Genomic DNA, 12,697 nt, shown 5'->3' on the forward strand with positions numbered 1-12,697 from the left:
GCGGACCCGCGGGTTCACGCCGGCGGGAACATCCGCTTGCCCCACCAGTTCGCCAGCCGGGGATAGGTGGCCGGGGCCAGCCGGACCAGCGCGTCGATGGCGCGGGCGTCGTTGCCGACCAGGATGCGTGGCCGCTTCGCCGCGACCCCGTCGAGGATGATCGTCGCCGCCCGGTCCGGGTCCATGCGCAGCAGCTTGTCGGTGTAGGTGCGGGTGCGTGCCTCCTGCTCGCGCGTGACCGTCTCGCCGCGCGCACGCGCCGCCGCCAGCGCGGCCAGCGCGATGTTCGTCTTCACGCCACCGGGGTGCACCACCGTCACGTCGACCGGATGCCCGTCGCGGAGCATCTCCGAGCGCAGCGTCTCGGTGAACCCGCGCACCGCGAACTTCGACGTGCAGTACGCGGCCAGACCCGCCTGCGCCAGGTACCCGTTCAGACTGCTGATGGTGACGACGTGCCCCGCGCCCGACGCGATCAGGTGCGGGAGGAACTCCTTGGTGCCGTGGATGACACCCCACAGGTTGACGCCGAGGACCCGCTCGAACGAGCCGTACCCGTCGTCCAGGATGCTCGGTGCGCCGTCGGCGATGCCCGCGTTGTTGTAGAGCTGGTGGACGTGCCCGAAATGCTGCTTCACCGTCGCCGCGTAGGTCGCGACGGCCGCCCGGTCGCTGACGTCGAGGACCTCGGCGTGCGCGTTCGTCCGTTCCGCGGTCTCGGCCAGCCCGACCGGGTCGATGTCGCTGATCGCCAGCCGGGCGCCGCGCCCGGCCAGCGCGACCGCCAGCGCCCGCCCGATGCCCGAACCGGCGCCGGTGACGACCGCGACCGTGTCCCTCACCGGTGGACCCCCGCCCGGTCACGCGACGCGAACCGGAGGTCCGGGTCCACCACCGGGCCCTTGCGCAGCACCGTGACGTCGGCCCGGTAGTTCATCGACATGACCCACGGGGCCTTCTCGCCCTGACGGGGAAGCTGGTCGAGCGCGCGCTGGACGTAGCCGGCGCCGAAGTCCAGCAGCGGGCGGGTCGGCGCGTCCGGGTCGGGGCGCACCGGGACGCAGACGTCGTAGCCGTGCGCGCGCATGTGGTCGAGCAGGCGGCAGAAGTGTTCGCAGAGCAGGCCGACCTTCAGCGTCCAGGACGCGTTGGTGTAGCCGATCGCGAACGCGAAGTTCGGCACGTCGGACAGCATCATGCCCTTGAACGCGACGTGCTCGGACAACCGCACCGCCTCACCGTCGACGCTGAGCGCGGCGCCGCCGAACGGCTGCAGGTTCAGGCCGGTCGCGGTGACGATGACGTCGGCCTCGAGTTCCCGGCCGGACACGAGCCGGATGCCGGTCGGGGTGAACGTCGCGATCCGGTCGGTGACGACCTCGGCCTTATTGTTCCGGATCGCGCGGAACAGGTCGCCGTCCGGCACCGCGCAGAGCCGCTGGTCCCAGGGACCGTAGGGCGGGTTGAAGTGTTCGTCGACCGGATAGCCCGGCGGCAGCGCCTTCGTGTTGACCGCGCGGATGATCTTCCGGGCGGCCGACGGGAAACGCTGGGCGAACGTCCACACCCCGGCCTGCTTGGCGATGTTGATCCGCCGGCTGATCGCGTACGCGCGCCGCTCCGGGAGCAGCGTGCGCAGCCGGTTGGCGAGCGCGTCGTGCGAGGGCACCGGCATGACGTAGGTGGGGGTGCGCTGCAGCATCGTGACGTGCGCGGCGGTGGTGGCCAGCGCCGGCACGAGCGTCACCGCGGTGGCGCCGCTGCCGATCACCACGACCCGTTTGCCGGCGTAGTCGAGGTCCTCGGGCCAGTGCTGCGGGTGGACGATCGGGCCGGTGAAGGTGTCCCGGCCCTCGAAGTGCGGCGTGTACCCCTCGTCGTAGCGGTAGTAGCCGCTGGCGCAGAAGATCCAGTTCGCGGAGATCCTCGTCGGTTCGCCGTCGTGGTCGACGTCGACGACCCAGCGGGCGTCGGCGCTGGACCAGTCCGCGCCGACGACGCGGTGGTGGAAGCGGACGTTCCGGTCGAGGTCGTGTTCCCGGGCGGTCTCGCGGAGGTAGGCGAGGATCTTGTCGGCGCCGGCGATCGACTGCCGGTCGCGCCACGGTTTGAACTCGTAGCCGAACGTGTGCAGGTCGGAGTCGGAGCGGATGCCCGGGTAGCGGAACAGGTCCCAGGTGCCGCCGGTGGCGCCGCGGGCCTCGAGGATCGCGAACGTGGCCGAGGGGACGTGGGTGCGCAGGTAGCAGGCCGCGCCGATGCCGGAGATCCCGGCGCCGACGATGAGCACGTCGACGTGTTCCATGACCAGACTCCCTCGGTAGCCGCGACGCTTCCCCGGTGATCATCACCTCTGGAACCGTCCGGTACCAGGTGCGGGCGGCACTGATTTCGGGCGCGGATGGTGCGTTCCGCTGCGTGCGGGGTCGGTGGCCCGCTCTTCTGAGCGGCCGTCACCGGGCGCTGCCGCCCGCCGTCCTACGCGGCTGAGGCCGACCCCATGGAGGGTGGGGCGCCGGCGTGTGCCGCGAACGGGCTCGGCTCCGGCCGCGTACCGTCTCGGCATGCGGGTGGAGACGCGCGTCTGTTTCGCCGTCTACAGCGAGGTGCTGTCCCCCGCCGACCTGGCCGCGCGCATCGGCGCGGCGCCCACCGCGTCGGTCGTCCGAGGCAGCCGACGCCGCCGCCCTCCGGTTCCGGTCGCCAACCGCTGGTCGCTCGAGTCCGGCCTCGGCCCCGAGGCCGCTCTGTGGCGACACCTCGAGGCGCTCCTTCCCCGGGTGAGCCCGCTGGCCGAGGCGATCACCGCCTTGTGCGCCGACGAGCCCACCTGCGGCCTGACGATCGTCCGTGAGTTCACCGCCAGCGACCAGGAGGCCGACCTGGGCTTCTGGCTCGACGAGAACTGGCTGGCTCTCCTCCACCGAACCGGCGCCACCATCGAGGCCGACGAGTACGACTACGGCCCCGACGAAGACTCCGCCGCCTCGACTGCCCCCACGTGATGCCGGCGACGTGATCAGCGGCGGATGAGATCGGTCGAGCGCGACCAGACCTGCCCTCGCGAGGACGACGGCGATGTAGTGGTAGAAGTCGGTAACACGGCTCCTGCAGCCAGCGGGACCCGGACCTTGCGGACCTCCCACCCCGTCGCCGTTCGGGCGGGGACTAGTGGTTCAGCAGGGCCCGGCGTTCCTCGGTGGCGGCGGAGTGCAGGGCCTCCAGGCGGGCCGATTCGGCGGCGGCGAAGGTGTCGGCGAACTCGTCGTAGGCGCGCCCCCGCCACCAGGAGAGCAGGCGGTCGTAGGCCGACAGCGCGGCCGGGCCGGTGGCCGCGCGGGCGGCGCGGAGGCCGTCCTCGAACTCCCAGGCGTCGACCGCGCTGCCGGGCACCCGGAGCGCGTACCCGTCGGGCTCGGTGACCAGCCCCGGCCCGATCGCCCCGCGCAGACGCGAGGCCAGGGTGTAGAGGGCGGGCCGGGCGTCGGCCGGGCCGCCGGCGTCGCCCCAGACGCTCCGGGCCAGCGCGTCGAACTCCACGACGCGACCGCGTGCGAGGATCAGCCGGGCGAGCAACGCGCGCTGGCGCCGCGGCAGCGCGCGCGGCGGGGACCCCTCCCGCACGACCTCGATGGGCCCCAGCACCCGGCAACGCGACACGCTCCATCGTAAACACGGTGAGCAGGTATAACGGGGGGAACAGGTTCTGATTGTGGATAATCCACAGTGGTCCGCCGGGCGTCTGCGCCGCTTCTCGCCCGACGACCTCGACGACGAGCAGCGCGCCCTCCACCGCGCGGTCACCGGGGGGCGCCGCGCCGCCGGTCCGCAGGCGTTCGCGCTCGTCGACGACCAGGGCCGGTTGACCGGCCCGTTCAACGCGATGCTGCTCAGCCCGCCGGTGGGGGCCGCGCTGCAGTCGCTCGGCGAGGCCGTGCGGTACGAGTCCGGGCTCAGCGACCGCACCCGGGAACTCGCGATCCTGGCCGTGGCCGCGCACTGGGACAGCACGTTCGAGCGGGAGTCGCACGAGGCCGTCGGCCGCCGCGCCGGGCTCACCGAGGACGAGCTCGCCGGTGTCCGCGCCGGCACCGAGCCCGGCTCGCTGAGCGCCGACGAACTCGGCGCGCTCCGGGTCACCCGCACGTTGCTGGCCGAACAGCGCCTCGACGACGCCCGGTACGCCGCCGCGGTCACGAGCCTCGGCGAGCGCGGCCTCTTCGAGCTCACGACGATCGTCGGCTACTACGGGTTGTTGGCGTTGCAGTTGCGTGTGTTCGCGGGCGAAGGGTGACCGGGCGCCGGATTACGGTGGAGCACGTGAGCGAACAGATTCCCACCCGCACCCTCTGGTCCGGCGGCCCCGGCGTCGGTGCGATCGGCCTCGGCTGCATGGGCATGACCTGGGCCTACGGCACCGACGCGCAGTCCGACGACCCCGGCGCGGTGATCGGCCGCGCGATCGACCTCGGCGTCACGCTGATCGACACCTCCGACGTGTACGGCCCGTTCACCAACGAGGAGCTCGTCGGGGCCGCCCTGGCCGGTCGGCGGGACGAGGTCACGCTGGCCACCAAGGGCGGCCTGATCGCGCACGTCGCCGACGGCCGGCCCGACTCGTCGCGGATGCCGAGCCCGAACGGCTCGCCCGAGCACCTGCGTAGCGCCATCGACGGGTCGCTGCGACGCCTCGGCGTCGACGTGATCGACCTGTACTACCTGCACCGCCCCGACCCGGCCGTGCCGATCGAGGACAGCATCGGCGTGCTGGCCGAGGCGGTGTCGGCGGGCAAGATCCGGGCCATCGGCGTCTCGGAGTTCAGCGTCGACCAGCTCGACCGGGCCGCCGCCGTGCACCCGATCAGCGCGGTGCAGTCGGAGCTGTCGCTCTGGACCCGCGACCACCTTACGACCACGCTGCCGTGGTGCGAGCGGAACGGGGCCGGGTTCGTGCCGTTCTCGCCGCTCGGCCGCGGGTTCCTCACCGGCGCGTTCCGCGAGGCCGCGTTCGCCGCGAACGACTTCCGCGCACGCAACCCCCGCTTCCAGCCGGAGAACCTCACCGCCAACCTGGCGATCGTGGAGGCCGTGGAGGCGGTCGCGGCGACCTACGAGGCGACCGCCGCGCAGGTCGCGCTGGCCTGGGTACTCGCGCAGGGTGCGCACGTGGTGCCGATCCCCGGCACGAGGCGGCTGGCGCGGCTGGCCGAGAACGCGGGCTCGGCGTCGTTGCCGCTCACCCCCGAGGACCTCGCCGCACTCGACGCGCTGCCGGCCCCGGCGGGGGCGCGCTACTGACCGGCGCGGTGACGGGGGTTCGCGTCGGTACTCGGGTGAACGTACCGGTGGTTATGGCCCGAATGGTGACAAATTAGCGCTAGCGCACACAACGTCGGCACGTCGGGGTTACGCGCGTGCGAATAAGTGGTCGTATCCGATTTGTCGTAAAAACAGATCGGAGACGACGATGACGCGCAAGACCGTACGCGTCGGGCTGGCGCTCGTCAGCGCGGCCCTGGCCACCGGTTCCAGCCTGTCGCTGGCTTCCCCGGCGCTGGCGGCCCCCGCCGCTCCGGGGAAGCCGGCCGTGAACCCGGGCGCCTTCCTGCAGGCCAACGCAGGCGAAGACGACGAGGGCGCCGCCGACGGGGAGCGCCGCGGGGGCGAGCGCGACCGCGACGAGCCGGGCGGCGGCGAACGGGGCGGCGGCGAGCGGTCGCGCGGCGGGGAGCAGCCGGGCGGCGAGGAGCGGTCCGGAGGCGGGGAGCGCCGGGGCGGCGAGGAGCGGTCGGGCGGCGGGGAGCGCGGGGGTGACGACGGGCGCCGAGGTAGCCAGTGGAGCGGCGGCGAGCGCCAGGACGAGGGCCGGTCCGATCGCGGCGGCCAGGGTGACGGCGACGGCCCCGGGAGCGACGATCGCGGGCGTGGCCACCAGCAGGGCCACAACGACGGCGACGGACAGCGCGAGGGGCACGAGGATCGGAACGGGCGCCAGGGCCAGGACGGTCGGAACGACCAGGACGACCGCTACGGACGCCAGGGCCAGGACGGGCGGGACGGACGCAACGGGCGCAACGGCCGGGACGGCCGCGACGGAAACGACGGCCGCGATGGCCGGGACGGACGTGACGGTAACGACGGCCGGAACGGACGTGACGGACGTGACGGACGTGACGGCAACGACGGCCGGAACGGACGGGACGGACGGGACCGGCAAGGTGGCCGGGACGGGCGCGATTGGCGGGACGAGCGTCACCGCGACAGTCGCGAGTGGCGCTACCGCGACCACCGGCGCGGCGAGCGCATCCGCGCCGACTGGTACGAGGGCCGTCGCTGGCGCGATGGCGACTACCGCGTCTGGCGGGGTCCGTCCGACTGGCGCCGCGGCGCCAGCTACCACCGCGGCGGAGGCTGGGACGTCTCCGGCGGCTGGGGCTGGGCCTCCCGGGCCCGCTTCGGCGACCGCGTCGACTCGTTCCACCGCGGTTACCTGAACTGCCAGCAGGTCGGCTACGAGGGGGTCCTGCGCGGCCTCTGGGACGACTTCAGCTGCGACTACACGCGCTTCGGCTGGGCCGGCTGGAGCTACTTCGGCTTCGGCGCCGGCGACTGGCGCTACGGCGGCACCTGGGTCCTCCGGGTCGACGACTTCGACGTCTACTGACCCCGGTTACTGACCTCGGTTACTGACCCCGGTTACTGACCCCGGTTACTGACCTGGTCCCGTTCGGGCCACCCACCACCGGCCCGAACGGGACCACCCCACCCGCCCACTCCGGGGAACCGAAGACCAGAACGGCCGCTCAGGCGACCACCGAGGTCGGATGGCTCCAACTCCGCACGCATCCTCCGGCCGCGGTCAGCGCGAACGCCTCGATCGCGGCTCCCCACTGGCCGGCCGCCGGGCCCAGCGTCGAGAGACGCAACTCCGGCGCCTCCCGCCACACCAGCAGCTCGGTGAGCGTACGCTCCACCGGCCCGAGGAGGGCATCCCCGGCCTGCGCCAGGCCGCCACCGAGCACGACGAGCGCCGGGTCGAGCAGCATCGTCAACGTGCTGACGCCGAAGCCCAGCGCCCGCACCGCCTCACCCCACACCCGGTCGGCGACCGGGTCGACGCCGAGCAGTCCGACGACGTCCGCGGCGCCGGACACCTCCCGGGCCCCGTGCGCCGCCCGGTACCGGCGGGGTACCGCCGCGCCCGCCGCGTACGCCTCCAGGCACCCCCGCTTGCCGCAGGGGCAGGGCTCGCCGTCCGGGTACACCGGCATGTGGCCGGCCTCTCCGGCCGCGCTGCCGGCCCCGCCCACCAGGGTGCCCGCGGTCACCACCGCGGCCGCGATCCCGGTGCCCAGCTGCAGCAGCACGAAGTCGTCAGTGCCGCGGGCCGCGCCCAGGTGCCGTTCGGCCCGGCCGGCCGCGCGCACGTCGTGACCGACCGAGACCGGCAGGCCGAGTGGCCCGGCCAGCGCGGCGCGCAGATCGAAGTCGCGCCAGCCGAGGTTCGACGCGTACGCGACGGTGCCGGTGGCGGCGTCGACCAGGCCGGGGGTCACCACCCCGGCCGCGAGCACGTCCAGCCCGTCGGCGAGCGCCGCCTCCCGCAGCGTCGAGATCAGCGACCGGACGACCGCGACGGTGTCCGCGCCCCCCTCGCTCGGCCCCGTGCGCTGATGACGCCGCACGCCGCGCTCGTCGACCACGGACGCCTTCACGGTGGTCCCGCCGATGTCCACCGCGACCACCGCCGCGGTCACCGCGCACCCACCGCGTCGACGACCGCTCGGATCTCGTCGCCGGAGGTCCGGTCCCGGCCGCCGACCGGGCGCATCGCCCGCAGGTGCACCTCGGGTACCCCGGTGTGCGCCACCAGCGACGCCACGTTCGGCGACCGCACCGACCCTCCGGCCAGCACGGTCACGCCGCCGTGGGCCACCAACGCGCGCAGCCGGTCGCGTCCGGAGTCCGCGGTTCCCGGTCCCCCACCGGTCAACACCCGCGACACCCCGAGCGACGCCAGCGTGTCCAGCGCGGCGAACTGGTCCGCGACCTCGTCGAACGCCCGGCTGAACGTCACCGGCGCTTCGCCGCAGGCCTCGACCAGGATCGCCAGCGTCGACGCGTCCACGACGCCGGAGGCGGTCAGTCCGCTGAGCACGAACCCGACCCGGGGCAGCCCGGCGAACAGCCGGATGTCGGCGAGCATGACGCGCACCTCGTCGGGCGAGTACACGAAGTCCCCGCCGCGCGGCCGGATGAGCAGCTGCACGCCCACCCGCGACGTGGCCCCGAGGGCCGCGGTGACCATTCCGTACGACGGGGTGATGCCGCCTTCGAGCAGGTCGGCGCAGAGCTCGATGCGGTCGGCTCCGCACTCCTCGGCGACGCGCGCCCCGGCGACGTCGTCCACGCAGATCTCGACGAGCGTCACCGCAACGCCGACAGGTCCGCGCCGAGCCGGATCCGCCCGACCGGCCGTCCGCCGCCGAGCACCGGCACCTCGGCCAGGTCACCGGCCCCGGAGACGTCGACGCCGAGGAACCTCAGCGCCGCCACCGCCAGCAGCGTGGTGGCCCGCGGCGACCCGTCGATCACCTTCATCGCGACCGCGCGGCCGTCGTCGGCGGCCGCCACCAGCACCCCTTCGGCGCCGCCTTTGGCCAGCACACCCGGCACCCGCTCCATCAGCAGCGTGTTCACGTGCCCGGTGCCGCCGACGAAGAACGGCTCGGCGCGCATCGCGTCCGCGACCGTGCGTTCCGGCGAGCCGGCCGGTGCGGTCACCAGCCGGGCCGCGGCCCGGGCCAGGCCCAGCGTCGTCGTGCCGAAGAGCGGTGCTCCGCACCCGTCGGTGGTCACGTGGGTCACCGGCCCGCCGGTCGCGTCCTCGAGCACGGTGCGCACGCGCTGCTGCAGCGGGTGGTCCGGGTTCAGGTACCCGGCGACGTCCCAGCCCTGCCCGGCACACGCGGCCAGCATCGCCGCGTGCTTCCCGGAGCAGTTCATCCGCACCGGCGACGCCGCTCCGCCGCCGGCGATCAACGCGTTGCGCGTCGCGACGTCCTCGGGCCAGTCCGGCGGGCAGCCCAGCGCGTCCTCGGAGAGGCCGGCGCCCAGCAGGATCGAGCGGGTCAGCACCGCGTGCGCGTCCTCGCCGGTGTGCGAGCCGGCCGAGATCGCCGTGCCGGCGTCGTCGAGCGACAGACCGACCGACCGGCAGGCCACGGCCTGCCACGGCTTCACCGACGAGCGCGGCAGGATCGGCGCGGACGGATCGCCGGCCGCGAACGCGACCGAACCGTCGGCGGCCAGCGCGACGAGCGTTCCGAAGTGGCGCGACTCGGCGAAGCCGTCCCGCTCCACGACTGCCAACTCTGGGATCACGGTGTCTTCTCCACGACGGGGGCGGCGGTCCGCCGCCGGGTGAACGTCTGCAGCCGGTACGCCGCCCCGGAGAGCAGCAGGTTGCAGACCAGGTAGACGAGGGTGACGACGAGGTACGTCTGGACGAGCAGGTGGTTGTACGCGGCGAGCACCTGCGCCCGGTAGAGCAGTTCGGTGAACGCCACGATGTAGCCCAGCGAGGTGTCCTTGAGCAGCGACACGAGCTGCGACACCACCGACGGCGCCACCGCACGCAGCGCCTGCGGAAGCACGACCAGCCGCATCGACTGGCCCCGGGTCATCCCGAGGCTCAGCGCGGCCTCGTTCTGCCCGCGCGGCATGCTCAGGACGCCGGCCCGGAAGATCTCCGCGAACGCCGCCGCGTTGGCCACGGTCAGCGGCAACACGAGCTTCCACAGCAGCGGCAGGTTCAGGCCGTAGGCGGGCAGCGCGAACAGCGTCACGTAGATGAGCAGCAGCACCGGGAGCGTCCGCGCGATCTCGATGTAGGCGGTCGCGAGCCAGCGGATCGGGCGCACCGGCGAGAGCCGGCCCAGCGCCAGCACCAGCCCGAACGCCGCACCGAGCACCGCGACCAGCGCCGCGGCCTGCACCGTGCCGCGCAGCCCGACCAGCAGGTAACTCCAGATCGGCCACTGCCCGAACGGACGCCAGCGGTCCGCGTCGAGCTGACCGTGCGAGGCGAACACCCGCAGAGCGAGAACGACGACCGCGACGAGCACCACCACGGTGACGATCGACGCGACGCGAATCCGGCGTCGGCCCCGTGGCCCCGGCTCGTCGAACAAGACCGACGGTCCACTCATCTCCGGCCTCCGCTCTTCGCGCGAGCGCTCATCGGAAAATCGCCACCCTCCGCTCGACGAAACCGGTGGACAAGCCGATGACCAGCGCCAGCGCCATGTACGCCAGGCCGGCGCCGACGAAGATCGGGATCGGCTGCGCGTGCACGAGGTTCACCTTGTTCGCCGACGCGGTCAGCTCGACGACGCCCACCGCCGCGGCGAGCGAGGTGTTCATGACCAGCGCGATCATCACGTTGCCCACCGGCTGGACGACCGCGCGGAGCGCCTGCGGCAGGATCACCAGCCGCAGGGACTGGACGAACGTCAGCCCGAGCGCCCGCGCGGCCTCGGCCTGCCCCATCGCGACCGTGTTGATGCCGCTGCGCACCGCCTCGGCCACGTACGCGGCCTCGTAGATGACCAGCACGACCACTGCCGTGGTCGTCAACGGCATCAGCAGTCCGACGTCGGGCAGCGCGAACACGAACAGCACGAGCAGGGCCAGCGCCGGGACGTTCAGGAAGAACTGCACGTACCCGAACGCCAGGCCGCGCAGGATCGGCACCGGGCTGACCCGCGCGGCGGTGACCAGTACGCCGAGGATCAGCGCGCCGACGCCGGCGACCACGGTCATCCAGACCGTGGTCCACAGCCCGTCCAGCAGCGCGGGCAGGTTGTCGAGCAGGACGTTCACGGGGAAGCCTCCGGAGAGGCCGGGGGTGGGCGGGCCACCCCCGGCGGGAATTCAGGACCCGGGAACCGAACCGATCGCGGGCGGCTCGGGCGCCTCCGACTTCACGACCGTGCCGAGCGAGGCCTTCCAGATGTTCGCCCAGACGCCCTTGTCCTGGATCGTCGTCAGCCAGGTGTTGACGAACTGCTTCATCTGCGCGTCGCCGTGCTTGAGGCCGATGCCGTAGGGCTCCGAGGTGAACGGGTTGCCCACCACCGTGATCTGCGGGTTCGACTTCGCGTCGCTGGCCAGCAGCGTGATGTCCTGCACGTACGCGTCGCCGCGGCCCTGGGTGAGTGCCTGCACGGCCTGCGGGTCGGTGCCGAACTGGACGACCTTGGCGGTCGGGACCCGCTTCGGCACCTCGGTGACGGCCGGGGTGTTCGCGCCGACGATGACGGTCTTGCCGGCCAGGTCGTCGATGCTCTTGATGTCGTTGCTGCCGGTCTTCACCGCGACCGCCAGGCCGGAGGAGAAGTACGGGCCGGCGAAGTCGACCTGCGTGGCCCGCTCCTCGGTGATCGTGTACGTGTTGAACACGACGTCCACGGTGCCGTTGGCGAGCAGCGCCTCACGCGTCTCGGTGGCCGGCGGCACGATCTGCACCTCCGGCTTGCCGATGATGTACTTCGCGAGCGCCTTGGCCAGGTCGGCGTCGAAACCGGTGACGTTGTCGGGGTTCGACGGGTCCTGCTGGGAGAGCAGCGGCGCGTCCAGGGCCTCGGCGACGACGAGCTTGCCGCGCTTCTTGATCTTCTCCATCGTCGAGCCGGGCAGGATCGCCGCGGCGTCGGCGACGGGAGCGTCGGCCAGCAGATCGGTGGACGCACCCGAGCTCGCGGCGGGGGGAACCGCGGACGAGCCGGAGTCCGAGCCGCCGCCGCAGGCAGCGAGCGCGAGCGTCACGGCCGCGACGGCCGCCGTGAGCAGCGTGCGCGGAGCACGTTTCACCATGTGAACACCCATTCAGTGAGAAAGAACCTTGGAGAGGAACGAGCGGGCCCGCTCGCTGCGGGCGCCCGTGAAGAACGTGTCCGGGTGGTCGGACTCGACGATCTGCCCCTCGTCCATGAAGACGACGCGGTCGGCCGCGCGCCGGGCGAAGCCCATCTCGTGGGTGACGACGACCATCGTCATGCCCTCGGCGGCGAGCCCGACCATCACGTCGAGTACCTCGCTGACCATCTCCGGGTCGAGCGCGGACGTGGGTTCGTCGAACAGCATCACGGTCGGACGCATGGCGAGCGACCGGGCGATCGCGGCGCGCTGCTGCTGACCGCCGGAGAGCTGCGCCGGGTACTTGCCGGCCTGCTCGGCGATGCCGACCCGTTCGAGCAGCTCCAGGGCGTCGGCCCGAGCCTGCTTCCGGTCCTTCTTGCCGACGTGGATCGGGCCCAGCGCGACGTTGTCGAGGATCGTGCGGTGGCCGAACAGGTTGAACGACTGGAAGACCATGCCGACCTCGGCACGCAGCCGCGCCAGCTCCCGGCCCTCGCCGGGCAGCGTGCGTCCGTCGATGCGGATCTCGCCGGACGACACGGTCTCCAGCCGGTTGAGGCAGCGGCACAGCGTGGACTTGCCCGACCCGGACGGCCCGACGATGACCACCACCTCGCCGGCGGCAACGTCGAGGTCGATGTCGCGGAGGACGTGGTGGTCACCGAAGTACTTGTTCACCCCTCGGACCTCGATCATCACCCCTCCTAGCAGCAGTTCTTACGACAGAGGCGAGACTAATTCCAATTCTCGAAACAAGTCAACGGCCGATCGAAGA

The 12,697-nt window shown here is 72.8% G+C and carries 14 protein-coding genes; 4 read left to right on the forward strand and 10 right to left on the reverse strand.

All coding sequences use genetic code 11. The features are described from left to right. Nucleotides 1–14: 14 nt before the first annotated feature. Together ABD437_RS19990 and ABD437_RS19995 are read right to left on the reverse strand one after the other, a co-directional pair. The gene (locus tag ABD437_RS19990; protein ID WP_344650393.1) at nt 15–842 is read right to left on the reverse strand and encodes an SDR family NAD(P)-dependent oxidoreductase; all 828 of its coding nucleotides are present in this window, start codon (nt 840–842) and stop codon (nt 15–17) included. Beyond that, nucleotides 839–2,305 (reverse strand): flavin-containing monooxygenase, encoded by a 1,467-nt coding sequence (locus tag ABD437_RS19995; RefSeq protein ID WP_344650394.1) that lies wholly within the window; start codon nt 2,303–2,305, stop codon nt 839–841. Before ABD437_RS19995 ends, ABD437_RS19990 begins: the two co-directional genes overlap by 4 nt. A 259-nt stretch (nt 2,306–2,564) precedes the next feature. Between ABD437_RS19995 and ABD437_RS20000 the strand changes: the two genes are divergently transcribed. Next, complete coding sequence (locus ABD437_RS20000; protein ID WP_344650395.1) at nt 2,565–3,005, forward strand: DUF4279 domain-containing protein; 441 nt, start codon at nt 2,565–2,567, stop codon at nt 3,003–3,005. Between the two features lie 163 nt (nt 3,006–3,168). On the opposite strand, the gene ABD437_RS20005 is transcribed toward ABD437_RS20000, so the two are convergent. Beyond that, entirely contained in the window at nt 3,169–3,645 is a 477-nt protein-coding gene (locus ABD437_RS20005) for an AfsR/SARP family transcriptional regulator (RefSeq protein ID WP_344650396.1), read from the reverse strand. Nucleotides 3,646–3,712: 67 nt separating this feature from the next. Between ABD437_RS20005 and ABD437_RS20010 the strand changes: the two genes are divergently transcribed. The 3 genes from ABD437_RS20010 (at nt 3,713) to ABD437_RS20020 (ending at nt 6,664) form a co-directional block, all read left to right on the forward strand. Beyond that, nucleotides 3,713–4,294 carry a carboxymuconolactone decarboxylase family protein gene (locus ABD437_RS20010; protein ID WP_344650397.1) on the forward strand — a complete coding sequence of 194 codons (582 nt, stop codon included), beginning with the start codon at nt 3,713–3,715 and terminating at the stop codon, nt 4,292–4,294. A gap of 38 nt (nt 4,295–4,332) precedes the next feature. Further along, nucleotides 4,333–5,298, forward strand: a complete 966-nt coding sequence (locus tag ABD437_RS20015; RefSeq protein WP_425558197.1) for an aldo/keto reductase — start codon at nt 4,333–4,335, stop codon at nt 5,296–5,298. A 169-nt stretch (nt 5,299–5,467) separates the two neighbouring features. Beyond that, entirely contained in the window at nt 5,468–6,664 is a 1,197-nt protein-coding gene (locus tag ABD437_RS20020; protein ID WP_344650399.1) for a hypothetical protein, read from the forward strand. 139 nt (nt 6,665–6,803) lie between these two features. Here ABD437_RS20020 and ABD437_RS20025 read toward each other — a convergent pair whose 3' ends face one another. Genes ABD437_RS20025 through ABD437_RS20055 form a run of 7 tightly spaced genes read right to left on the reverse strand, consistent with a single transcriptional unit; the run spans nt 6,804 to nt 12,618 of the window. Next, complete coding sequence (locus ABD437_RS20025; protein ID WP_344650400.1) at nt 6,804–7,757, reverse strand: ROK family protein; 954 nt, start codon at nt 7,755–7,757, stop codon at nt 6,804–6,806. Continuing rightward, a complete protein-coding gene (locus ABD437_RS20030) occupies nt 7,754–8,431 on the reverse strand; it encodes a copper homeostasis protein CutC (RefSeq protein ID WP_344650401.1) in 678 nt (225 codons plus the stop codon). Before ABD437_RS20030 ends, ABD437_RS20025 begins: the two co-directional genes overlap by 4 nt. Then, a complete protein-coding gene (locus tag ABD437_RS20035; RefSeq protein ID WP_344650402.1) occupies nt 8,428–9,384 on the reverse strand; it encodes an asparaginase in 957 nt (318 codons plus the stop codon). The genes ABD437_RS20030 and ABD437_RS20035 overlap by 4 nt, the downstream gene beginning before the upstream one ends. Further along, on the reverse strand, nt 9,381–10,211 hold the full coding sequence (locus tag ABD437_RS20040) for an amino acid ABC transporter permease (protein ID WP_344650403.1): 831 nt from the start codon (nt 10,209–10,211) through the stop codon (nt 9,381–9,383). Before ABD437_RS20040 ends, ABD437_RS20035 begins: the two co-directional genes overlap by 4 nt. Before the next feature lie 28 nt (nt 10,212–10,239). Further along, nucleotides 10,240–10,884 carry an amino acid ABC transporter permease gene (locus ABD437_RS20045; protein WP_344650404.1) on the reverse strand — a complete coding sequence of 215 codons (645 nt, stop codon included), beginning with the start codon at nt 10,882–10,884 and terminating at the stop codon, nt 10,240–10,242. 51 nt (nt 10,885–10,935) lie between these two features. After that, a complete protein-coding gene (locus ABD437_RS20050) occupies nt 10,936–11,877 on the reverse strand; it encodes a glutamate ABC transporter substrate-binding protein (RefSeq protein ID WP_344650405.1) in 942 nt (313 codons plus the stop codon). Between the two features lie 12 nt (nt 11,878–11,889). Further along, on the reverse strand, nt 11,890–12,618 hold the full coding sequence (locus tag ABD437_RS20055) for an amino acid ABC transporter ATP-binding protein (RefSeq protein ID WP_344650406.1): 729 nt from the start codon (nt 12,616–12,618) through the stop codon (nt 11,890–11,892). Between the last annotated feature and the right edge of the window lie 79 nt (nt 12,619–12,697).

Source organism: Cryptosporangium japonicum (genome assembly GCF_039524755.1).
Taxonomy (GTDB): Bacteria; Actinomycetota; Actinomycetes; order Mycobacteriales; family Cryptosporangiaceae; genus Cryptosporangium; species Cryptosporangium japonicum.

Bases quoted from the DNA above. Each gene is read 5' to 3' on its own strand.
- ABD437_RS19995 (WP_344650394.1), bottom strand. From the start codon at position 2,305: ATGGAACACGTCGACGTGCTCATCGTCGGCGCCGGGATCTCCGGCATC.
- ABD437_RS20020 (WP_344650399.1), top strand. From the start codon at position 5,468: ATGACGCGCAAGACCGTACGCGTCGGGCTGGCGCTCGTCAGCGCGGCC.
- ABD437_RS20000 (WP_344650395.1), top strand. From the start codon at position 2,565: ATGCGGGTGGAGACGCGCGTCTGTTTCGCCGTCTACAGCGAGGTGCTG.
- ABD437_RS20050 (WP_344650405.1), bottom strand. From the start codon at position 11,877: ATGGTGAAACGTGCTCCGCGCACGCTGCTCACGGCGGCCGTCGCGGCC.
- ABD437_RS20055 (WP_344650406.1), bottom strand. From the start codon at position 12,618: ATGATCGAGGTCCGAGGGGTGAACAAGTACTTCGGTGACCACCACGTC.
- ABD437_RS20040 (WP_344650403.1), bottom strand. From the start codon at position 10,211: ATGAGTGGACCGTCGGTCTTGTTCGACGAGCCGGGGCCACGGGGCCGA.